We start from the raw sequence: 21582 nt of genomic DNA, 5'->3' as shown, positions 1-21582 counted from the left end.
GTATTATTGTTGATATAATAAATTTATACATTTGCATCTGTTGAATATTTTTTATGAAAAACACATTTTATCTCTTACTTTTTGTAGTATTTGCAATGGCAGGCTGCAAAAACGACCAAAAAGCCGAAACGCACAAAAATACTAATGCAGTAAATGCCATACAGCATGCACAGGGATTACAAATGTACCGTTATGACGGTTACACCGTTGTAAAAGTGAGCAATCCGTGGCCCGATGCAAAAGAGGTTTTTACTTATGTTATGCAAAAAAAAGGAGGCATAATTCCTGACAGCCTTAAACAGTATACTACCGTTCAGGTACCGCTTAAAACCGTAGTGGTAACCTCAACAACTCACATCCCATCGCTGGAAGCTCTTGGCGTAGTAAACACACTTGTGGGCTTTCCCGGAACGGACTTCATTTCGTCAGAGAAAGTGAGAAGCCGTATTGACAGCGGCAAAGTAAAAGAGGCCGGCGCCAACGAAAGCCTTAATACCGAAGTGATGATCGACCTTGCCCCGGAAGCAGTTGTAGGCTTCAGTATCAGCAGTAATAACAAATCGCTGAACAGCCTTGAAAAAAGCGGACTTAAAGTATTATATAACGGCGACTGGACTGAGCAAACGCCTTTGGGTAAAGCCGAATGGATAAAGTTCTTCGGGGCGTTATACGATCAGGAAGACAAAGCCGACAAGCTGTTTTCCGACATCGAAAAAGGTTATAAAGAAGCCCTGAAACTCGCGCAAAAAGCTACTACAAGACCTACAGTATTAAGCGGTGCCATGTTTCAGGACCACTGGTACCTGCCTCAAGGCGGAAGCTGGGCTGCACTATTCCTGAAGGATGCAAAAGCGGATTATCTTTGGGCCGACTCTGAAGGCACGGGAAGCCTGAACCTTTCCTTTGAAACGGTACTTGACAAAGCAGAAAATGCCGACTGCTGGATAGGCCCGAGCCAGTTTACAACCTTTAAGGAAATGACCGATGCCAATCCGCATTATGCGCAGTTTAAAGCATTCAAGACAAAAAACGTATATTCGTACAGCAGTAAAAAAGGGGCTAAAGGCGGACTTATTTATTATGAACTGGCTCCTAACCGCCCTGATCTTGTACTGAAAGACCTGATAGCTATACTGCACCCTGAATTGCTGCCGGGTTATCAAACCTACTTTTTTGAAAAACTAAAATAAAACCCCTTGCATAACCAAAAGAGGAACATAGCGCTTTTTACCATACTGGGCATCGCTCTTGTACTGGCCTTTTTGCTGAACCTTAGCCTGGGTTCGGTAAAGATTCCGTTTACAGATGTCGTACATAGCCTTACAGGCGGTGAAACCTCTAAACCTGCCTGGGATTATATCATAGTGCATTATCGTTTGCCAAAAGCCATAACAGCACTACTTGCTGGTATGGGGCTATCCGTAAGCGGATTGCTGATGCAGACGCTTTTTCGCAATCCTCTTGCCGGACCCGATGTGTTGGGACTGAGTTCGGGAGCAAGCCTTGGTGTTGCTTTCGTAATACTGGGAGCAGGCATTTTACCGGCAATCCTTGCCGGGTTTTTCCTTTCTCCCTATGGGATTGTATTGGCTTCGACTGCCGGAAGCTTTCTTGTATTGCTCGCTATACTTGTCGTGTCGCAACGATTGAGAGATACCATGGCCATACTCATCATAGGGCTTATGTTCTCAAGCTTTACAGGAGCAATCGTGGGTGTACTTACCTTTTTCAGCACTTCAGAACAATTACAGAAATTCACGTTCTGGTCGTTAGGCAGCCTTGGTAATTTAGCGTGGGAAGATATTATTATACTGCTTGTTGCCTGCTTGGTTGGGTTGTTGCTGTCTGCTCTTTGCATAAAGCCCCTCGATGCCTTATTGCTTGGCGAACGCTATGCTAAAAGCATGGGTATCAACTTCAGGAGAACACGATTCATAATCATACTGGCAGCCAGTCTGCTAACGGGAACCATAACTGCTTTTACAGGGCCTATTGCCTTTGTGGGGCTTGTGGTTCCGCATATTGCCAAACTGGTATTTAAAACCAGCAGCCACCTTATCTTGTATGCAGGAACATTACTAACAGGAGCCATCATATTATTGGTTTGCGATACATTTACCCAAATGCCGGGTAGCGAATATGTATTGCCCATCAACGCTATAACATCCATTATTGGTGCGCCGATAGTCATCTGGCTGCTGATGCGCAAACATAAACCGGTATAATCATGGGAAAGAACATCATATTATCGGCACAGCATCTCGGTATTGGTTACCATCATAAAAAAAAGGTAGATACCATAGCAAAAGATATTGATCTGGCATTCGCCGAAGGAAGCCTAATTGCGCTCATTGGGGCAAATGGCATAGGCAAATCTACCCTGTTGCGCACCCTTACCGGTATTCAGAAACCAATTGCCGGTGAAGTGCTCCTTAATAGCAAGAACATAACATCTTATACCTCAGCTGGACTCGCACAAAACCTTGCCGTAGTACTCACCGAGAGCCTTCCGCCAAGTAATCTGAGCGTTTTTGAACTGGTGGCACTTGGAAGGCAGCCCTATACCAACTGGCTTGGTACCCTGAGCCCTGAAGACCTTGACAAGGTAAATGAGGCCATAACCCTGACACAAATTGAGGCTATTGCACACAAAAAACACTTTGAGATAAGCGATGGCCAACTGCAAAAAGTACTGATTGCACGGGCTCTTGCACAGGATACACCACTTATTGTACTCGATGAACCTACTACACATCTTGACCTTCAGCATAAGGTAAACCTCATCAGGCTGCTTAAAAAACTGGCGACAGAAACCGGTAAATGCATCCTCTACTCTACGCACGACCTTGACCTCGCACTGCAGCTTAGTGACGAAATTGTTGTAATGGCAGATGGAAATGTTATACAGGGCACACCTCAGCATTTGATCGAAAACAACATCTTCGACAGGCTTTTTAATGATAAAACAATCCATTTTGATGCGAAAAAAGGCGGTTTTACCGTAAATGGAGAATAGCTTTAACAAAAGCTAAACACAAATAAGCATTGTATTGATTAAATTTACGTAATAACACTAAATCTACTACAATGGCTAATCAGTTTTCATTAAGTTACCCCGGAGATAAAAAACAGCTTCTCGAAAAGATAAAAAACGCAGCAGGCGACAAAGGTCAGTTTGCCGGTGATGAATCGCAGGGCAATTTTGAAGGAGATACACCTCTGGGTAAATTTGCAGGTACTTATACCATAGACGGTGACAGTATCAATATCACCATTGACAAAAAGCCTTTCCTGGTATCGCATGGCATGATCAAAGACGAATTTGAAAAAGCGCTTAAAAAAGCATAACCATGTTCAGGCTATCATCCTTACTCTGCTTTTTTATAGTGGCAATAACCTATGCCCAGCCACCGGCAATGGAACTCACACCACACGGATTTGACCCTGTGGAAGTAACAATTCAGAACACTTCTAATGAAAAGCTTATTGAACTTTCTAAAGCCTGGGCGGCAAGCGTCAATATCAAACTCAAGGGGTATGATGCAAGCAACGTTACCAGCAACAGCATGGTGATAAGTGCCTTTAGAAGGAATGCATTTTTTATACGGAATAATGGCGAATCGTTCAATTATAACATTACCTACTCTATAAAACTAAGTTTTCACGGAAACTATTATACGCTCCATTTTCTTGTAGATGATATTTATACCGATGATGATACATTGATAAAATATAAGATACCCGATTATTTTGATACCGATGGAGATATTAAAGAAGGGTATGAAAACATGAAACCATCATTGGAACGCAGTGCAAACGATCTTATACAATCCTATCACAATTATATTGTGAATTACAGATAGAACATTAAAAACAATTGCTATGATACCAGGAACAGATGACCCGAAAGACCTGGGTTCAAAAAAAATGAACAACCAGGAAAAAGAAAGTAAACCCAATGAAGGCTTTAGCGGTGAGAACCTGCCTAAGAATTACGATCCGTCGAAGGATAAGCTAAAAACAGAGCTTGACAAGGACACTGATGGCAGTACCGTAACCGTAAAACGAGCCCGCGATGTAGACGAAAAGAAAGCACCACCCGTAAGCGACAGCGGTAAAACCACCCGCGATGACGGCGCTGTAATAAGCAAAAACCGTGGCACAGCCAGTGAAAAAGAAGAGATTGAAACCGCCGAAAACCGTGATTTCAATTCCGATACCACGAAGAAAGATTACCCTGAATCCTATCCTGATAATGACAAACATCGGGGTAATATTGATGCTGGTAAGTCGTAGTTCCGGTTAATGTCCGTCATTGCGAGGAGGTACGACGAAGCAAACTCTTAGATTGCCGCACTCCGCTACGTTACGTTCGCAATGACAAAACTATACGAATAATAAAGGGCCTTAGCGGCCCTTTATTATTCTGTTTCGTTGGTAAACTGTATATTGGCATGTAATTTAATATCTTCACCCAATACAAGCCCGCCGGCCTCCGTTACATCAGGGGCATGGATATCAAAATCATTCCTGTTAATAAGGCCTGTAATCTCAAAACCGGCACGGTTAATACCAAAGCCATCCTTAGCTTCTCCGCCAAATAATACATCAAGCCTTACTGCTCTAGTAATACCTTTTATGGTCACATTACCGGCCAGCACATACTTATCGCCCATTATATGTCTGAACGACGTCGAATGAAAATCGATTTGCGGATAGATATCAGCATTAAAGAACTCATCCGATTTCAGGTGCTCATCCCGTGTGCTGTTATTTGTATCTATGCTGTAGACATCAATAGTAAAATTGATTTCGGCATCATTAAAATCGTCATGCTGTTTCGTAGTAAGATTCCCCGAGAAAACATTAAAAGCCCCGGTAATAGTAGAAATAACGAGGTGTTTTATTTTAAAATGTACTTCAGAATGTGCCAGATCCAGCACCCATTTGTTTGTTGCCATGTATATAGATTTGGTTTAGTAATTTCCTAAAGTTACAAATAAAAGTGGGTTTGAAAAAACTTTTACCAGTAAAGCCCTGTTAATCACTCGCTAATTTAATCGCATATCCTTTTTTTAAGCATAAACACCAGTGAATTCTTTGTTAAACTTTGGCTGCTGCCAAAATTCGCAATTGTATAAACCTCCTGAATTTACTGCATATCCAACAGCTTGTTAAAGGTTCTTATAACATTTTCAATAAAACAGAACGTTAATTGACCGCTTTCCACTCACGCCTCTTGCGAACTTTGTAATGTAACCTCTAAACAACAACATCATGGCAGATAAAAATCAGACACCGGCACCTAAAGTATCAAGTGATCGTGAAGATTATGAAGTAAAACCTTCAGAATCGGTATTAAAAAAACAGATGGCTGAAGCCGAAAAAGGAGCAGCCAAAAAAACAACAGCTACCAAAACACCCCAGAAAATACAAGAGGGAAAAATGGACGGACAAAAAAGGGAATATTAATATCCAAACTATACATAATTATGCAAACAGACAACAACGACAACCGCGACTTAAATAACCGCGACCGTCAGGACGAAAACAGAGACCAAAACGAATCACAACGCATGGGTAACCGTGAAAATGACAACCGTGATGACAGCCCTAACCGTACTTCTTCCATGGGACAGGAAAATAATGAATGGAACGAAAGTGACCTTGACTCTAGAGAAACGAGAGACAGGGAAAGATCTGAAAGGGATTCAGAGAACAGAGGATCCCAAACCAATAACGAAGATGAAGAAACCTGGGAAGAAGAACGAAGAATGGGTGGAACATCGTCTAACCGTGGTACTGAGAACAATGACTGGAACCAAAATGACCAGATGCAGCGCAGCCCCGGAAGATCGCACAGCGAAGACCAGAGGGATGCATCATCAAGCGACTACTACAGCGACAGGGAACAAGACAACCGTGGCAGCGATAACAGCAGCCGAAGCAATAACGGTGACGACTTTTAAAATACAGGATAGAGGTAAGAATTATGATGAATATTCCGAACCTAATCCAAAAGAAGCGGGACAATATTAATTGTCCCGCTTTTATATTATACCCTTCTGTTATCTGGTTTCCAGTTTTCTATGGAGCGTTTAATGGCATCGGGTGACAGCTCTTCGTTAATTGCTTTTTTAATAAGATCCAGCAGTTGGTCATCCTGTGCAAAGCGCAGGGCAAACAGCTGGCCTTCGGTCAGCATTCCTTCATACATTTCAAGCCTTTCGCCTGTGCTGGCAAAAAAGCGGTAGCGCAGCTCGAGCAGCACTATCCTGTTTTGAACTGTTAAAGCATAGTGTTGGCGCATCATATATGCAACCCACGTAATAATCGCTGTAAGAACGCTTAAAAATATCCACATGAGTTTATCTTGCTCTTTCAGGATTACCTGTGTTACTGCAAATGAGAAGAGAGCCAGCATTAGCGGATAAAACACAAAATGATGTGGAACGTACCAGCGTACGTGGTTTTTATAGCTTTGTTCTGCCATGGCCTAATTAATTTATTTCGTTTAGAAATTCTGCTATGATACCGGCAATTTGTTCCTGGTCAGCATCATTAGTCAGGTAGTCCCTGTCTGTTTTATTCGAAAGAAAACCCAACTCTGCAACAATAGCCGGTACTTCTGATTTCGCTAACGTGTAAAAAGGCGCTGTTTTCACCCCTCTTACCTTAAAGCCTTTATCTCCGAATTTATCAGATAGCCTTGTAGCATACATGGCCGATTTTTCACTGTTTTTTCCTTCCTTAGTTACAAAAAATTCCATCCCTGAAGCCTCTTCCTGTTTTGTATAGTTTACATGCAGTGAAAGTACCAGATCGGGCTTAATAGCATTTATTGTCTCGACACGCTCGTTGAGATCAACAAACTTATCGCCTTCACGGGTAAAATGCAGTATAACTTCTTTATCCGTATTCAATGCCCTGATTTTAGACGCAATTGCATCGGTAATCTGTTTTTCGGTAAAAGCATCATGTGCAGCACCAAAATCCTTACCGCCATGAGCGGCATCAATAACCACATTAATGATACGTTTTGGTTCTTCTTTATTTGGCAATGCAAATGCAAAACATACTCCTGTCGCCAATAGTGCAAATGGTTTAATAAGTTTCTTCATGTTAGATTGGTTTTAGTTGGTTTACGGTATTATTCAAATATAGCTAAAAATGTAATATTTTACGCATACAATCTATTTTACACCACCCTTTTCCCATCGGCACTGGCGTTCAACAGCTTTTCAAACCTTGATAGTTTTGTCTTTTCCTGCTTCGCAGAAACAATAAGGTGCAGCATCGTCTTGCGATAACCCGGCGGCTGCGCCATAAAAAACTCCCACGCCGTTTTATTGGCTTTGAATTGCTTTTCCATTTCAGCAGGCAGCACAGCATCTTCAGTACGTTCGTGCGAATAGATACGCGATTTGTTCTCCGTACGCTTTTCATAGGCCGCAATACCGGCAGACTTAACCAATCCCAGCTTGAGCAGCTTCTCCATCTTATCGATGTTTATGGCACTCCATATACTGGTAGGCTTCCTTGGTGTAAAGCGGATCGTATAACTATCCTCGTCCAACGATTTGCGTACACCGTCAATCCAGCCGTAACACAATGCCTGATCTACCGACTCAGGCCAGGTAATACTGGCTTTGCCACTATTCATCTTATAGAACCCGACCAAAAGTTCGGTTTCTGTTTCAGAATGCTTATCGAGCCATGCACGGAAATCGGATGGGGTTGCGAAGAAATGAGGTTTCATATATTTTTTAATAATACTTACAAGGTCTCAAAGATCTTGCAGGAATAGTACCGAATAGCAACCTGCAAGGTTTTCAAAACCTTGTAGGTTTTAATATTCTTATTTAATGAAGTAATAACGGTAGCAATTGCCCTATATTCTCAGCTTCCTTAAAATTAGGATGTTCTATGGTATGGTCTATCTGTTCGTGCAGCCAGGTAGTGTGAAATGGTATATGGCAGGCATGCCCGCCAATTTCAAGTACTGGCAGCACATCGGATTTCAGGGAGTTCCCTATCATCAAAAATTCAGACGGCTCCACCTCCAGGCGTTTCAGCATCTTTTCATAGTCTATTTTCCCTTTGTCTGACATTACCTCTATATGGTGAAAATAATGCCCAAGACCCGATTCGTGCAGCTTACGGTGCTGATCTTTCAGGTCTCCTTTCGTAGCTACTACCAGTTTGTATTTACCATGCAGCGCTTTCAGGGCTTCATCAATGCCTTCAATAAGCTCTACAGGCTTCTCAAGCATTTCTTTACCGTATTCAATGATCTTGCCAATGGCCTCGACACTTATGGTATTTTCAGAGATATGCAGTGCAGCCTCAATCATACTCAGTATATAAGCCTTGATACCATATCCATATACATCAAGATTATCGATCTCTATCTTAAAGAGTTCTTTGGCAATACTGTGCTGCGGAAGATAATCCGCCATCAGGCCATAGAATTTATGTTCCGTTTCCTGAAAAAAAGGTTCGTTTACCCAAAGGGTATCATCGGCATCAAAGGCGATCACTTTAATATTCATGAGGGGCAATTTTGTTCAAATTTAAGCATTAGGAATTACTTAATCTAATTGTACCTGCTCTCTCACTGCCTGTGTAGATTGTGCTGCAATGATTTGCCACTTATCACCGTGATCTTTCCATACACGTGTAAAACGGAAAAATCCAACTTCGGTATTCCCAAAGAAAGAACCGCTTATCTCCAGCAGTACCGACACTATGGCTACATCGCCTTCTATCCTTATCTTCTGTTCCGAAGGGATAATATCAAATATTTCTATATTCCCTGAAGCATGTGAATCAAGATCGTCCTGTTTGGTAAACAGCTGACCGGTATGGGCCGTAAATATAAGGTCATCGGCAATAAGCAAGTCAAGTTCGTTTACATTGCTTGTTTTCATGGCTTCAATAAGCCTGTTCTCTAACGATTGTATTTGCTGGATATCCATAAAAGGTTATTTGGTTTGGATCATGTTGAACAATTCGGGGTAATGGGTAACAAAGCCATCGTTGTCTACCTGTATATCGGCAATAAAACTGGCATCGGCATTCTCAAAATGGTAGTTGTGGTGTCCGGCTTTGGTATATTTCTGGTGTTCTTTGCGAATTTCATTCGCGATAATATCTACATAAACGACATCAATCTGTGCACTTTCGCCATGCGGCAAAAAGAGTCCGTTTACAGGCAATGAATTAGTGAATGGGGTAAGCGAGATATCGATGTAATTGCAGCCTTTAAATTCGGGAAATGATGTACCGGAGTCGTCGGTCCAGTTACCTTGTTCATCACGAAAGAGATGGTAATGGTGCTGCGTATCGCTCACGTGGAAACTGATTTTAAATTCCTGAACATTCCATTTAGAGTCGAGCCTCAGGGTATAATCTGCATAAACCGGAATGCCATGCGCCCAGCCCTCAATTTCCGAGCGTACCATAATGGCATCATCGAGGAAATTAACGGCACAATGCTCATCGGTATCATTCGCGATACCTTCCCAAAGTATACTCTTTTGCATGATTGAATTTTACTGCAATTTAGTTAAAATTCAGCTTGCTAATCAGAACAATATGTTAAAGAGAGTATAATATAACTGTATGATAGTATGAAGTTATTCCACAGAGATTCGCTGAGTTATCTCAGAGGTACACTGAGGATTTATTTAAATAAAGTGCACAGAGAAATCCTGTCTTAGGCAGGATAAAGCTTTGAGTGCTCAAAACCTTAAAACTTTGTGTCTTCTTTGTGTATCTCCGCATTATAGCTCTAACAAAAAAGCCCCGCTACAGCGAGGCTAATTTTTTACGGCTCAGTTTCTTTATGAGCAGTAGCGTTAAAATGATCAACATGTTATTTTCTTGCTTTAAGGTAACCTATCTTTTTCCCGTAGTTATTCACCAACATTCCTCCTGAACCAACATAAATCGTATTATAATCGGTATCAGTCAACATCATTTTGTATCCGGGCTTATTGGACTGCGTGAGGCTGCCCACAAGATATACCTTATCCCTGTCTACCTGTACCAGGTTACCTTTTGCGGTAACATAATACTTTCCGTTAGGATCTGAAGCAAACCAGGCTTCAGAAACCACATTTTTATCTGATTTTGCGCTTTGGGAGATTTTTTCGGCGCGAGTTAACGGTTTTGTTTCTGTTCTCTGAGGCTGCAACGTTATGGGTGCAGCCGTTATGGTTTTAGGCTGTTCCGGCTGATAGGCCGCAACAGCTGTAGTAATCGTCTTTCCTCCTGCCTTACCCCATCCTGTAGCGATGGCACTCAGGCGTTGGTTTTTTGGCGGATGTGAGTGCGAACCTTTAAGCGATGCGATGGCGGCCATTGCGGCCTGTGCATCGGTTAGTGTAGCACCCATCTTTTGAAGCACAAAACCCGAAAATTCATCGGCTTCGAGTTCGGTAGCGGGTTTACTGGTTTCGCTATCCAGCGTATGCCCGCTCAGGTGGTGGCCTATCTCGTGTGCCATAATGCTCACGGCTGTCCAACGGTTCCCTGTAGCCGAGATGATACTGTTCATGAACGTGGGATTGTACAGTATGTAACGGCTCCCTTTTTTTATAACCGCTGCTGCAGTTGGAATATCGGTCGAAGCACGCAATTCGAAGTTAGCACGAAGCCCGATAACTGACATGATATCCTCCACTACCTTATTGGCCGAAGCACCAGCCGGACTCATGTAAATAGCCTTTGCCGTGGTTTCGCCATAGTAGTTGCACATGGCTGTGTATTTATCTGATCCGAATGTTTTTTGTGCCCAAGCCGGCAGCATGCAGCACCACGCTGCAAGAACCAAAATGATCCTGATGCTTTTCATATAGTTAAGGAGATATAAATTAGGACTTAACAGTCACATTCATATCTCCTTAACGCAATGAGTTTGCCAAAAAGTGTGGCGCAAAAAAATTTATGATTTAACCTGAGAATTACCTTATTAAAAGTAATACTATAGAACTCAGCATTACAGCCAGGCTCACCATAAGTATCATTTTACCCTGGTTTCTGGTAGCCATGTCATAGGTATGCACTACATTTCCGTCGGGCAGAGTCTTTCTTGATGTCATCAGTACATAGCCAATTATAATTCCGAAAAAACCTCCTAAAAGAGCGAAAATATAGCCCGCTATTATCCAGCCTTTTTGATTGCCCTCGGGTTTTGCCAGTGCCTGTATCTCTTCCGTTCTCATCGCCTTGATCTGTGCTTCATCTATGCCGTGACCACGTTCTGCCAATAGCCTGCGCGCCAGCATATAGTCGAACTCACTCCATTCATAATGCTTTACCACGACTTCATGCAGTTCTTCATTGCTGAACGAAAGCAGGTAATAATCTTCCGGAAGATCAGCCATCATGTTTTCGGCATCTTTCTGAAGCAATTCTTCTGCTTTTTCGAAATTTTCAGGATGCAGTTTCAGCTCATATTCGTGCGAACCCTCACCCGAAAGGCTGCCCAGCTGCGATGAATTGTTTACAAAGATGCATTCAACGCCGTTTTCAAGCAGCAGTTCCTGTATGGCGCGTGCCTGTTTGGCATCGGGATATTTTTTGAAGGATACGTAGTTTTGTGACATGTTTATTTAAAAGTATATTATTTTGTCCTTTGATAATATGTTTCCGTATATAAACTTTCCAAGTTAGCTATATCGAGATTATGCATATTAATAAACTGTTGAATTGTTTCGTCACTCAATTCGTGTATATTGTAATTTTTGAATTCCTTAATAAATCCTAAAATTGAAGACTTAAATGATTTAAGTTTTCCTTTTCTCATCACTTCAACTTTATGGGTAAAATTAGCAAAATATGATACATTCTTAGTAGGTATAATCAAGATTCTTTTAACTTTAACTTCCTGACCATATTCCTCTTCAAACCATCCACAATGAGAATTCATTTGGCCAGCTTCATGTTTATTAATCTCTTCTCTTTCCTCCAAAACACTTGCCTTACATTCTATCAAAAAATATTTATTATCAACTCCACACCATAAATTATCAGGGCCTTTTTTTATCTCTTTATCAGGTCTTTGACTAATAAATCCTAGCAAAGAGCCGATTTCCTGAAGTGCACCTTCAAATTTCTCAGCATCTATCCCGAATGAAAAATCACTTAAAATACTATCAACTGATAATATAAGTTCATCATAATTATTGAATTGCGATATATAATCTTTGATCCTTTTGATTCTATTTTCGTTTATATATTGTATCTTTTTATAAGTAACTCCATCACGGGGCTTTAACAATTGTAAATTGTTATTAAATGCACTTTTTTGCATTTTATTAGATTCAGTTTTACTAATAAAATACATATATCTAGATAAGATTTGCAAATACCAGCCCCTTTCTGAAGAGTCCTGAACCTCATTGTCAATAATACTTTGAATTTTTTGGCAAGCTTTTTCATTATCACCCTTATAATTTGCTTCTTCAGCATCTTTCTCTAATTGGAGAATATTATAAATATTTGTGGCTGGCTCATTAGAAGATGTTTTATCCATTTCCTCTTTATAAAACTCTTTCCAACCTTCATCTCTATTAATCGATTGATTAATTAATGACATTAAAACCTTAGATGCATCATTATCTTTTATATCTTCAGCACCCATCTCTGCAATTTCAAATCCCAATTCAATTTGCTTTAGTGTTTGTTTCGAAAAATACTTATTGGTTCTTATACTTTTTATGAATTTAACTAAATCAGCTCCAATAAGTAATATTACACTATAATCTTTTTCTCCCCTTACACTTCTCCCTAAACCTTGTTCAATTTTTTGAGCCATCTTAATATTAATTATATCGCTACTCAATCTACACTGCTCCTCATAACGGTCACTTAGAGAATTAAAATAAGGTAATGAATCAAAAATCAAAATTCGACACGCTTCGTCCGGTAAATCAATCCCATCATATCTATTAACTATTACTAATGTATTGTGGTTATTCCCACTTTTTATTGCTCGTATTTTATCAAAAATATCTTGGGATAAGGCAGTATCAGAACCATGATATTTGTACTCTTCTGATTTACTAAAACTCGATACCAAAGCAACTCTTCCATAACCAACATTTACAGGCTTGGCGAACTTCTCAACAATAAAATTCCTATCCAATTTTTCATCTAGCAAAGATGGTATTAAGACCATTTTTTCTCCTGACCATTTTTGCATAGGATTAATCAATGGATTTTTAACTGACCCAATATTAAATCCTAAGCCTTTAATAAAAAATGAATCATCTTGTGTTGTTGCAGACATTAAAATTCTCTGACTCGCTTGTGAAAAAGTACCAAAACTCCGAATAGGAATATGATAAGGAACAATCTCTATTATATTACCTGTTACAAATACTTGGCAATTTTCAATTGAATTCCTTATGATTGGCCATACAAATTTTATAAAATTTTCATTTTTATATGCCTCTAAAATTTCAACTACTTCGCTTTTTCTATCAATCCACGACCAATAAGGAATTGTTAATAAAGTATCATATGCACCAGCTTTAATATCTAAAAAGCTCCCCTCTCCTTGTTCTCTCAAATCATTTTCAAATAAATTTATGAGTTTTTCAAAAAGTTCATATTCTCTCTTAATTGTTATTGTAAATGAATCTTTAATTGAATCTATACACGCATGTGAATCATCTAAAATAATGCAACCTACTGGAATATAGTTATTGTCAATTCCAAAAATACTTTTACCATTAAAAATCTTTTGCACATGAGTGATTAATATTTTTTTCCCTTGGTGAAACTCATTCGGAATTTCGTTAGTTCCTCCATCAATCAAACAAAAAGGGATTCCAAATTTTTGGGCTTCTAAAGCTACTTGATTGACTAAATAAATATTAGGACAAACAAAAATACAAGGACCCGCTCCTTGATTCAATTTAGATTGTAATATGAGTAAACCTATTAAAGTTTTACCTTCACCAGTATGCAATTTAACAATTAAATCCTTTTCATCTTTCCTTTTGTCATACCACTCTTCCAAAACTAAACTTTGTGCAGGTCTCAATGGACCTGTAACACTTCTACGATCTAAATTGTCGTAAATCTCTAAAGGATTGATTTTCTTATCAATTTCACCCTTGCTCAATTTTTTTCTAAAGTCTACCATTTTTTATAAAGTGCTATATTTCAATGCAATTTACTTTTTTATATTTATATTCTACAGTTTTTTCTTTCATAATTTATAAATTATATTCTCTTTATTTTCATTATTTTTACCTCTTACAAAATCTACTTCAATGCCCGATACTATTTCTATTTTACTTGCCTTTATTATCGCCCTTGCCATAGGTACTTACATTGGCAAGATCGTATTTTCATCTAAGGCTGCGGCCGACAAAAAAGTGTCTGAAGAACGCACCAACAGCCTTCAGCAGCAGATTGAGCAGCTGAAACAGCAGTCACAGAACGAACTTTTAGGCGTTGAAAAACAACTTGTACAGGCCCATGCCGAACGTGACAGCCTGCGTCAGGCTAAAGATGCCCTGTCTATACAGCTAACCAAAAAAGAAACCGACTTTGATAACCTACTTGAGCGCATGCGCGAGCAGCGCCAGGAGACGGATGAGCTTCGTGAGAAATTCACCAAAGAGTTTGAGAACCTAGCCAATAAGATACTGGAGGAAAAATCGGTTAAGTTTACCGAACAGAATAAGGAGAACCTTAAAAACATACTTTCGCCGCTTCAGGAGAAGATTCACCTGTTTGAAAAGAAGGTCGAAGATACCCATAAAGAAAGCATCGACTACCATGCTGCTTTGCGTCAGCAGATCGTTGGGCTTCGTGACATGAACGAACAGATGAGCAAAGAGACGCTTAACCTTACCCGTGCCCTTAAAGGCGACACCAAAATGCAGGGTAACTGGGGCGAACTTATACTGGAGCGTGTACTACAGAAATCGGGGCTTGAAAAAGACCGCGAATATTATGTACAGCAGAGCCACGTCAATGACGAAGGCAGCCGTATTCAGCCCGATGTTGTTATCAATCTGCCGGATGGCAAAAAGATGATTGTCGACTCTAAGGTATCGCTTGTGGCTTATGAGCGTTTCATAAATGAAGAAGATGAAGTGCTGAAAACAGTTCACCTGAAAGAACATATCAATTCTATCAAAAGGCACGTAGATCAGCTTAGCGATAAGAACTACCATGACCTTTACAAGATAGAAAGCCCTGACTTCGTATTGCTTTTCATCCCAATGGAACCGGCTTTTGCCATTGCGCTTAACGACGATACAACATTATACAGCAAAGCTTTTGAACGTAATATCGTTATCGTTACGCCTACTACCCTTTTGGCTACCCTGCGTACTATTGACAGCATGTGGACCAACCAGAAGCAGCAGGAAAATGCCTATGAGATCGCACGTCAGGCGGGAGCGCTTTATGATAAGTTCGAAGGTTTTGTAGGCGACCTGACTAAAGTAGGCAACAAAATGAAGGATGCTCAAAGCGAATACCAAAATGCTATGGGCAAACTGGTAGATGGACGAGGCAATATCATTACCAGCATTGAGAAGCTTAAAAAGATGGGAGCCAAAGCGAAAAAGACGCTTCCTGAAAACATATTGAACCGTGCGCTTCAGAATGAGGAAGAAGCGGCAGAGAATGACACTAACCTGCTAAATCCGTAATTATGGATATCGTTTATAAAAAAGTAAGCAGCTCAAGGGTTACCATTTCGGAGCTTATGCTGCCCTCACACCAAAACTTCAGCGGTAAGATACACGGTGGTTATATCCTGATGCTTATGGACCAGATTGCATTTGCATCGGCATCAAAATATTCGGGTACCTATTGTGTAACTGCATCGGTAGATACGGTAGATTTCCTGAACCCTATTGAAGTTGGTGAGCTGGTTACCCTGAAAGCGTCGGTAAACTATGTAGGCAACAGTTCTATGGTTGTAGGCATTCGTGTTGAGTCTGAAAACATACAAACGGGAAAACTAAAACACTGTAACTCGTCTTATTTTACTATGGTTGCCAAAGATATGGAAGGCAATAATGTAAAAGTGCCCCACCTTATATTAGCTAATGATAATGAAGTACGCCGTTTCTGCAAAGCGGTGATACGCATAATGCAGAAGAAAGAGCATAAAAATCATTCGGAAAATTTCAATTACATGGCTCCCGAATCACTTGAGATGCTATCTAATTATAATGTAAGGCTGGATTTGAAATAATCCGGCCTTTTTTTTGATACTTCATTAATTACTATATATTTGCGGCTTCACACTAACGTTTTGGATTCCGCATGAAAAAAAACTACATCATAGCAACTCTTTTGCTTTTATCTGCATTTACTGTTTTTTTGTCGTGCGGATCGGATGACTCCGGTGAATATAGAGAAGTGTCGCCCGTAGTGATGGATCTTACGACTGTGCCCTATCCAAAACTTTCTGATTACAAGTTTTTTGTGGGAGAAATAAAAAAACTTGAACCGGCTTATAAGGTTTTACCATACGACCTTAACAGTTCGCTGTTTACAGATTATGCCCTTAAAAAACGTTTTGTCTGGATGCCCGAGGGCACCAAGGCTACCTATACAGCAGATGGGGAGGTACTGAATTTTCCGGTGGGTGCGGCGCTGATCAAGAATTTTTACTATGATAATGTATTGCCCGGGAATGTTACCAGAATAATTGAAACCCGCATCATGATCAAAAAGACTGATGGCTGGATATTTGCCAATTATAAATGGAATGAAGAACAAACCGAAGCATTCCTCGACATGAATGCAAGCAGCCTGGATATAAAATGGCTGCAAAATGGTGAGGAAATGAATGTAACATACAAAATACCTGAATACCTTGATTGTGCAAGATGCCACTCTGACTACACTACATTTACGCCAATCGGGCCAAAACCACAAAACCTCTCAAAAAATTTCATATATCCTACAGGAGCGCAAAACCAACTTGCAAAATGGAAAGAAGAAGGTTATCTTGAATCATTCCCTGAAAATATCACAGTAACCGTCGACTGGAATGACACAGGCAAGTCTCTTGACTTAAGAGCACGCTCATACCTTGATATTAATTGTGCACATTGCCACAAACCAGGGGGTGCCTGCGACTTGATGCCGGAAAACTTTTCATTTACGCCTATTGCAAACCCAGTTAGCCTGGGTGTGTGCGTTGAGCCCCACGATTTTTTTATAGGTAATGAAAAATATATAATAATGGCGCAAAGAAGCCAATATTCATTACTGTATTCAAAAGTAGTTTCAACTGACCGTCTGCAAATGATGCCTCCCGTAGGGCGAACCCTACATCACAAAGAAGGTACCGACCTTATAATGCAATGGATTAATGATATGGAAACTTCGTGTCCATAAACATATTTAGTTGATGGCATGTGCTATATGCTACCATAAAAAAATGTTAAAAAAATAAGCAAAAATTTATACCTTGCAGCTTTAAAACCAACCATGAAGCGCATCCTAATCTACTTACTGCTACTCGGAGCCACTTGCCAGCAAAGCATCGCTCAAAAAGGCATTGACCCTACCCCTGAAGACATTACACAAGCAAAGCAACTTCGCGAAGTGTATAAAAAAGATGATATCGTTATACTTTCAGGAGCCGAAACCGTAACCTTTGGACTCGACAAGACGGTAACAGTAAAACATAATATCAATGAAAAATTAATGAACATCAACCACAGGGCTGATATTCAAAAATATGAATTTTATGACAGCGAGTCGGAACTTGAAGATTTTGCTATAAAATTCCGTAACGATAAATCTACTGCATTTCCCATAAAAGATGAGTTCTATAAGAGCGACGACCTGTTTTTTAATGATTACAGGGTAAAATACATGAATGTAGATTTTCCTGTACAGGGATACACCTACAATTATGAGCTTAAGAAAAAATATAAGGATGTAAAGTATTTTACGACACTTTACTTTCATGATACCTATCCAACCCTAAAAAAGCAATTTACCATTACAGTTCCCAACTGGCTGGAGATTGACATCAGGGAGTTTAATTTTGCCGGATTTGACGTCAAAAAAGAAATAAAAGAAGACACAAAATCCAAAAATACCACCTATACCTATACGCTTGAAAACATAGAAGGTTTTGCAAAAGATGAAAATGCGCCGGGAATGAGCTATTCCTATCCTCACCTGCTTATCATTGCAAAATCGTATACTAAAGACGGCAAACAGAATATGCTTTTCAGCAGTACTGCCGACCTGTACAAATGGTATAAATCCCTTGTAGACAGCATGGACGAAAAACCTTCGGCACTTAAAGACAAGGTTAACGAACTTACAGCCAATGCAAAAACTGACGACGAAAAAATAAAAAACATCTATTACTGGGTTCAGGATAACATCCGTTACATCGCCTTTGAAGATGGCCTTGCCGGATTTAAACCTGATGCTTCTCAAAATGTCTTCCAGAAACGTTATGGCGATTGCAAAGGTATGGCCAACCTGACCAGGCAAATGCTTAAAGAGGCCGGCTTTGATGCTAGGCTTACCTGGATAGGAACAAAACATATTGCCTATAATTACACCATACCATCGCTTGTGGTAGATAACCACATGATATGCACCCTTTTTAAAGATGGCAAGAAATATTTTCTTGACGGCACTGAAAAATACAATTCCTTTGGCGAATATGCCGAAAGAATTCAGGGTAAAGAGGTCATGATCGAAGATGGCGGTAAATTCATCATCGAAAAAGTTCCGGTAATGAGGGCATCGGCAAATAAGGAAACGTACACTTCTACTTTTCGTATCGAAAATGAAGCCCTTGTAGGCAAGGTAGAAGGCAGCATGAAAGGCGAAAGCCGTGCTGGCTTTTTATATGGCTACAACACTATCAGGAAAGACAAAAAAGAAAACGCACTTCAATACTACATCTCAAGAGGTAACAAGAATTTCTCCGTTTCAAATATCGTAACCTCAGATCTTACCAACAGGGATAAAACCCTGACAATGGCCTATGATGTTAACCTTAAGAACAAAGTATCGTCATTTGATAATGAAATGTATATAAATCTCGATTATAAGGAAGAGTTCGGCAATCTTGATTTTAAAGAGCGTAAAAGGGATTATGAGTTTAATTCAAAAACAGATTATGAGTCTTTGATAACGCTTGAGATCCCTACAGGATATAAAGTAACAAGGCTGCCCGAATCTTTTAAAGCAGGTAATGAGGTTTACACCATGACTGTATCTTATGAGCAGAAAGGCAATACGATAATCTACAAAAAACACTTTGTAATTAATAACTGCACCATAAAAAAATCTGATTTTACAGCATGGAACCAATCAATAGCCAGCTTAAAAAAATCATACAACGACCAAATCACACTAACCAAGAGCTAAAAAATGAAAAACCGTATTTTAATTGTCTTACTGTCTTTGTACGGCTGTATGGCCATGGCCCAAAAAAAAGAAGAAATAAGAGATCTGTTTTGGGGCACTAAGGACACATATAAATCTGCTGTTGAAATTCCTGAGAAATGGAAGAATGAATCGGCTGTCGTCATCTATAAAAACGAGAATTATGATTTTCATAAGTTCGGGACAAATGTTACCTACACCTCATCGATAAGAAAGAGGATAAAATTGCAGGATCAGGCTGCCGTGACTGACTTTTCGGAGTTTTCATTCAGGGATCACTTTTACTCTACAAAAGGGTATGCCATGAGAAAAGGAACTAATTTTGTAGGCATAAAGGTCGTTAAGCCCGATGGCAGCGAAAAAATAATTGATGTCGATGCAGATGCTGTAACTATAGATGACAGTAAAAAAATTGCCATTGCAGGACTGGAACCGGGCGATATCCTTGATTACTACTTCTATTCTGTGGAGCCTTTTAAAACAGCATTGGAATATGGTTTTGAGCCCGTTGAAAATACTTTAGGTGACGAATACCCTATCATGAACCTAAAAATCAACTTTAGTACAGAGAATGATTTTTTTGTAAACTTTAATACCTACAACGGTGCACCTGAACTAAAGCAGCTTACAACCAAAGGAGGCGACCGCAAGTATGAGCTTACAGCCGAAAACATAGAAAAAAATGACTTCCCAAGATGGTTTTATCCGTTAGCCGAATTACCGTGCTATAAATTCCAGGTGTACTTTGCCCGTAGCGGAGCTTTTGAAAACAGGGCAACGGCCTATCTTCCCGAAAAAGAAAGCATCATTAAGAAATCTGTTTCTCCTGATGATGTTTTGGCATATTACCAAAACAAGTTCAGGCCGGCAGGAGACATTGGCGATATTTCTAAATTCATCAAAAGCCGCACTTTTAAAAACGACGAGGAAAAGGTAAGAGAGGTTTATTACTACACAAGACATCAGTATTATACACGATATGTGGAGGCTTTTGTGGTTAATGAAGCTAAGATCATGGAGCCTTTTACACTATATGGCTATTATCCAACCTTTTTTAGTACCGAGTACCAGTTCATCAATCATTTTATGGCCTTCTTAAAAGAATACAAGCTGGATTACGATATTATTGTAGCTACACCAAGAGTAAATGGCCCTATCAAAGATCTTTTGATTGAAAAAAATTCCCAGGTATTGCTTAAAGTAAATACTGAAAACCCGGTTTACCTGCAGTTTTTCACACCTTATACAAATGCAGACCAAATTCCGTATGAGATAGAAAACAGTGATGCTTACATGATCGAGGTTGCAAAACAAAAGAAGATAACTAAAATTGAAACCATAAAGCTACCTTCATCTACCTATAACGATAACCAGAGCATTGAAAAAATAAATGTCAGCCTTTCTCCTGATTTCGCCGATGTGAAAATTGAGAGAGAATCATCTCTTTATGGACATAACAAAGACAATGAGCAGTCTGACAAAATGTATTTCTTTGATTATGTAGATGAAGATTATACCAAATACAGCTCGGCACCATTACTTTCCCTTGTGAGGAACAAAAAGAAGCAGGACCAATACACTAAAGAGTTTGATGCACTGAAAAACAAGTTAAAGGAGAAACAAAAAGAAGAATTCAAAAAAACAAGTGAGTCTGAATTTGGGTTCACCTTTGAAGACCATTCGCTGAATATTACCAGTACAGGCCGTTTTGGGAAAAGCAGCCCTTTTACCTTCACCGAAACCTTTAGTACAAAAAACAGCCTGCTTAAAAAAGCCGGCGAGAACTATGTTTTTGAAATAGGTAAACTTATAGGCCAGCAAGCTGATATTGAAGAAAAAGAAAACAAAAGAACCAACAATATCTATATAGCTTTTCCGCGATCGTTTAAAGATGAGATAACTTTCACCATTCCTGACGGCTATACAGTTTCGGGTCTTGAAAAACTTAATAAAAAGGTGGTAAACAGTACAGGAGGATTTGAAAGTACAGCTAAAATAGAAGGCAATATGCTTAAAGTTGCGGTGTATAAATATTATACCAACTATTATGAACCAAACGCCAACTGGAAGAACATGGTAGCATTTCTTGATGCTGCCTATCAGTTTACACAGGAAAAAGTCCTTATAAAGAAAAGCTAAAACGAATTCCATTCAAAATAAAACCCCGCT

The 21582-nt window shown here is 39.7% G+C and carries 23 protein-coding genes; 13 read left to right on the top strand and 10 right to left on the bottom strand.

Going from position 1 to position 21582, the window contains the following annotated elements:
- Window positions 1-53: 53 nt before the first annotated feature.
- The 6 genes from ACX0HA_RS01045 to ACX0HA_RS01020 all read left to right on the top strand — a co-directional run bounded on the left by ACX0HA_RS01045 (window position 54) and on the right by ACX0HA_RS01020 (window position 4296).
- Window positions 54-1190, top strand: a complete 1137-nt coding sequence (locus tag ACX0HA_RS01045) for an ABC transporter substrate-binding protein (protein ID WP_458843405.1) — start codon at window positions 54-56, stop codon at window positions 1188-1190.
- A 6-nt stretch (window positions 1191-1196) separates the two neighbouring features.
- Complete coding sequence (locus ACX0HA_RS01040; RefSeq protein WP_458843404.1) at window positions 1197-2225, top strand: iron chelate uptake ABC transporter family permease subunit; 1029 nt, start codon at window positions 1197-1199, stop codon at window positions 2223-2225.
- A 2-nt stretch (window positions 2226-2227) separates the two neighbouring features.
- Window positions 2228-3016, top strand: a complete 789-nt coding sequence (locus ACX0HA_RS01035; protein ID WP_458843403.1) for an ABC transporter ATP-binding protein — start codon at window positions 2228-2230, stop codon at window positions 3014-3016.
- A 71-nt stretch (window positions 3017-3087) separates the two neighbouring features.
- Window positions 3088-3348 carry a hypothetical protein gene (locus ACX0HA_RS01030; RefSeq protein ID WP_458843402.1) on the top strand — a complete coding sequence of 87 codons (261 nt, stop codon included), beginning with the start codon at window positions 3088-3090 and terminating at the stop codon, window positions 3346-3348.
- Window positions 3349-3350: 2 nt separating this feature from the next.
- Window positions 3351-3863: a hypothetical protein gene (locus tag ACX0HA_RS01025; protein WP_458843401.1), complete on the top strand. Its 513-nt coding sequence runs from the start codon at window positions 3351-3353 to the stop codon at window positions 3861-3863.
- Window positions 3864-3882: 19 nt separating this feature from the next.
- On the top strand, window positions 3883-4296 hold the full coding sequence (locus ACX0HA_RS01020; RefSeq protein WP_458843400.1) for a hypothetical protein: 414 nt from the start codon (window positions 3883-3885) through the stop codon (window positions 4294-4296).
- A gap of 125 nt (window positions 4297-4421) precedes the next feature.
- Here ACX0HA_RS01020 and ACX0HA_RS01015 read toward each other — a convergent pair whose 3' ends face one another.
- The gene (locus tag ACX0HA_RS01015; protein WP_458843399.1) at window positions 4422-4961 is read right to left on the bottom strand and encodes a YceI family protein; all 540 of its coding nucleotides are present in this window, start codon (window positions 4959-4961) and stop codon (window positions 4422-4424) included.
- 316 nt (window positions 4962-5277) lie between these two features.
- On the opposite strand from ACX0HA_RS01015, the gene ACX0HA_RS01010 reads away from it, so the two are divergent.
- Together ACX0HA_RS01010 and ACX0HA_RS01005 are read left to right on the top strand one after the other, a co-directional pair.
- Window positions 5278-5472: a hypothetical protein gene (locus ACX0HA_RS01010; protein ID WP_458843398.1), complete on the top strand. Its 195-nt coding sequence runs from the start codon at window positions 5278-5280 to the stop codon at window positions 5470-5472.
- Window positions 5473-5492: 20 nt separating this feature from the next.
- Entirely contained in the window at window positions 5493-5969 is a 477-nt protein-coding gene (locus tag ACX0HA_RS01005; protein ID WP_458843397.1) for a hypothetical protein, read from the top strand.
- Window positions 5970-6055: 86 nt separating this feature from the next.
- Here ACX0HA_RS01005 and ACX0HA_RS01000 read toward each other — a convergent pair whose 3' ends face one another.
- The 9 genes from ACX0HA_RS01000 to ACX0HA_RS00960 form a co-directional block, all read right to left on the bottom strand.
- On the bottom strand, window positions 6056-6493 hold the full coding sequence (locus ACX0HA_RS01000; RefSeq protein ID WP_458843396.1) for a DUF6526 family protein: 438 nt from the start codon (window positions 6491-6493) through the stop codon (window positions 6056-6058).
- Between the two features lie 7 nt (window positions 6494-6500).
- Window positions 6501-7121 (bottom strand): N-acetylmuramoyl-L-alanine amidase family protein, encoded by a 621-nt coding sequence (locus tag ACX0HA_RS00995; RefSeq protein WP_458843395.1) that lies wholly within the window; start codon window positions 7119-7121, stop codon window positions 6501-6503.
- A gap of 77 nt (window positions 7122-7198) precedes the next feature.
- Window positions 7199-7759 carry a YdeI/OmpD-associated family protein gene (locus tag ACX0HA_RS00990; RefSeq protein ID WP_458843394.1) on the bottom strand — a complete coding sequence of 187 codons (561 nt, stop codon included), beginning with the start codon at window positions 7757-7759 and terminating at the stop codon, window positions 7199-7201.
- Window positions 7760-7862: 103 nt separating this feature from the next.
- The gene (locus ACX0HA_RS00985) at window positions 7863-8552 is read right to left on the bottom strand and encodes an HAD family hydrolase (RefSeq protein WP_458843393.1); all 690 of its coding nucleotides are present in this window, start codon (window positions 8550-8552) and stop codon (window positions 7863-7865) included.
- Window positions 8553-8591: 39 nt separating this feature from the next.
- Window positions 8592-8978: a nuclear transport factor 2 family protein gene (locus ACX0HA_RS00980; protein WP_458843392.1), complete on the bottom strand. Its 387-nt coding sequence runs from the start codon at window positions 8976-8978 to the stop codon at window positions 8592-8594.
- 6 nt (window positions 8979-8984) lie between these two features.
- Complete coding sequence (locus ACX0HA_RS00975; RefSeq protein WP_458843391.1) at window positions 8985-9545, bottom strand: putative glycolipid-binding domain-containing protein; 561 nt, start codon at window positions 9543-9545, stop codon at window positions 8985-8987.
- A gap of 332 nt (window positions 9546-9877) precedes the next feature.
- The gene (locus tag ACX0HA_RS00970; RefSeq protein WP_458843390.1) at window positions 9878-10858 is read right to left on the bottom strand and encodes an ImmA/IrrE family metallo-endopeptidase; all 981 of its coding nucleotides are present in this window, start codon (window positions 10856-10858) and stop codon (window positions 9878-9880) included.
- Window positions 10859-10967: 109 nt separating this feature from the next.
- Window positions 10968-11612 carry a hypothetical protein gene (locus tag ACX0HA_RS00965; RefSeq protein WP_458843389.1) on the bottom strand — a complete coding sequence of 215 codons (645 nt, stop codon included), beginning with the start codon at window positions 11610-11612 and terminating at the stop codon, window positions 10968-10970.
- Between the two features lie 17 nt (window positions 11613-11629).
- Complete coding sequence (locus tag ACX0HA_RS00960) at window positions 11630-14158, bottom strand: DEAD/DEAH box helicase (protein WP_458843388.1); 2529 nt, start codon at window positions 14156-14158, stop codon at window positions 11630-11632.
- Between the two features lie 130 nt (window positions 14159-14288).
- Here ACX0HA_RS00960 and ACX0HA_RS00955 point away from each other — a divergent pair, with 130 nt between their 5' ends.
- From ACX0HA_RS00955 to ACX0HA_RS00935, 5 genes are all read left to right on the top strand, one after another.
- On the top strand, window positions 14289-15683 hold the full coding sequence (locus ACX0HA_RS00955; protein WP_458843387.1) for a DNA recombination protein RmuC: 1395 nt from the start codon (window positions 14289-14291) through the stop codon (window positions 15681-15683).
- Window positions 15684-15685: 2 nt separating this feature from the next.
- A complete protein-coding gene (locus tag ACX0HA_RS00950) occupies window positions 15686-16234 on the top strand; it encodes an acyl-CoA thioesterase (protein WP_458843386.1) in 549 nt (182 codons plus the stop codon).
- 71 nt (window positions 16235-16305) lie between these two features.
- Window positions 16306-17388: a hypothetical protein gene (locus ACX0HA_RS00945; protein WP_458843385.1), complete on the top strand. Its 1083-nt coding sequence runs from the start codon at window positions 16306-16308 to the stop codon at window positions 17386-17388.
- Between the two features lie 93 nt (window positions 17389-17481).
- Window positions 17482-19395, top strand: coding sequence for a transglutaminase-like domain-containing protein (locus ACX0HA_RS00940; RefSeq protein ID WP_458843384.1), 1914 nt, complete (start codon window positions 17482-17484; stop codon window positions 19393-19395).
- Window positions 19396-19398: 3 nt separating this feature from the next.
- The gene (locus ACX0HA_RS00935; protein WP_458843383.1) at window positions 19399-21552 is read left to right on the top strand and encodes a hypothetical protein; all 2154 of its coding nucleotides are present in this window, start codon (window positions 19399-19401) and stop codon (window positions 21550-21552) included.
- Window positions 21553-21582: the final 30 nt, after the last annotated feature.

The sequence above is a fragment of the Flavobacterium hauense genome, from assembly GCF_054457175.1.
Note: the sequence above shows the minus strand (reverse complement) of the source record. Positions and strands in the feature narration are given on the sequence as shown.

What these genes read in the sequence shown, in the direction of transcription:
- ACX0HA_RS00990 (WP_458843394.1), bottom strand. Translation starts at nt 7,759, where the DNA reads ATGAAACCTCATTTCTTCGCAACCCCATCCGATTTCCGTGCATGGCTC.
- ACX0HA_RS00950 (WP_458843386.1), top strand. Translation starts at nt 15,686, where the DNA reads ATGGATATCGTTTATAAAAAAGTAAGCAGCTCAAGGGTTACCATTTCG.
- ACX0HA_RS00960 (WP_458843388.1), bottom strand. Translation starts at nt 14,158, where the DNA reads ATGGTAGACTTTAGAAAAAAATTGAGCAAGGGTGAAATTGATAAGAAA.
- ACX0HA_RS01000 (WP_458843396.1), bottom strand. Translation starts at nt 6,493, where the DNA reads ATGGCAGAACAAAGCTATAAAAACCACGTACGCTGGTACGTTCCACAT.
- ACX0HA_RS00945 (WP_458843385.1), top strand. Translation starts at nt 16,306, where the DNA reads ATGAAAAAAAACTACATCATAGCAACTCTTTTGCTTTTATCTGCATTT.
- ACX0HA_RS00955 (WP_458843387.1), top strand. Translation starts at nt 14,289, where the DNA reads ATGCCCGATACTATTTCTATTTTACTTGCCTTTATTATCGCCCTTGCC.
- ACX0HA_RS00965 (WP_458843389.1), bottom strand. Translation starts at nt 11,612, where the DNA reads ATGTCACAAAACTACGTATCCTTCAAAAAATATCCCGATGCCAAACAG.
- ACX0HA_RS01005 (WP_458843397.1), top strand. Translation starts at nt 5,493, where the DNA reads ATGCAAACAGACAACAACGACAACCGCGACTTAAATAACCGCGACCGT.
- ACX0HA_RS01020 (WP_458843400.1), top strand. Translation starts at nt 3,883, where the DNA reads ATGATACCAGGAACAGATGACCCGAAAGACCTGGGTTCAAAAAAAATG.
- ACX0HA_RS00980 (WP_458843392.1), bottom strand. Translation starts at nt 8,978, where the DNA reads ATGGATATCCAGCAAATACAATCGTTAGAGAACAGGCTTATTGAAGCC.
- ACX0HA_RS00970 (WP_458843390.1), bottom strand. Translation starts at nt 10,858, where the DNA reads ATGAAAAGCATCAGGATCATTTTGGTTCTTGCAGCGTGGTGCTGCATG.
- ACX0HA_RS01015 (WP_458843399.1), bottom strand. Translation starts at nt 4,961, where the DNA reads ATGGCAACAAACAAATGGGTGCTGGATCTGGCACATTCTGAAGTACAT.
- ACX0HA_RS00935 (WP_458843383.1), top strand. Translation starts at nt 19,399, where the DNA reads ATGAAAAACCGTATTTTAATTGTCTTACTGTCTTTGTACGGCTGTATG.
- ACX0HA_RS00985 (WP_458843393.1), bottom strand. Translation starts at nt 8,552, where the DNA reads ATGAATATTAAAGTGATCGCCTTTGATGCCGATGATACCCTTTGGGTA.
- ACX0HA_RS01045 (WP_458843405.1), top strand. Translation starts at nt 54, where the DNA reads ATGAAAAACACATTTTATCTCTTACTTTTTGTAGTATTTGCAATGGCA.
- ACX0HA_RS01030 (WP_458843402.1), top strand. Translation starts at nt 3,088, where the DNA reads ATGGCTAATCAGTTTTCATTAAGTTACCCCGGAGATAAAAAACAGCTT.
- ACX0HA_RS00975 (WP_458843391.1), bottom strand. Translation starts at nt 9,545, where the DNA reads ATGCAAAAGAGTATACTTTGGGAAGGTATCGCGAATGATACCGATGAG.
- ACX0HA_RS00940 (WP_458843384.1), top strand. Translation starts at nt 17,482, where the DNA reads ATGAAGCGCATCCTAATCTACTTACTGCTACTCGGAGCCACTTGCCAG.
- ACX0HA_RS01035 (WP_458843403.1), top strand. Translation starts at nt 2,228, where the DNA reads ATGGGAAAGAACATCATATTATCGGCACAGCATCTCGGTATTGGTTAC.
- ACX0HA_RS00995 (WP_458843395.1), bottom strand. Translation starts at nt 7,121, where the DNA reads ATGAAGAAACTTATTAAACCATTTGCACTATTGGCGACAGGAGTATGT.
- ACX0HA_RS01025 (WP_458843401.1), top strand. Translation starts at nt 3,351, where the DNA reads ATGTTCAGGCTATCATCCTTACTCTGCTTTTTTATAGTGGCAATAACC.
- ACX0HA_RS01010 (WP_458843398.1), top strand. Translation starts at nt 5,278, where the DNA reads ATGGCAGATAAAAATCAGACACCGGCACCTAAAGTATCAAGTGATCGT.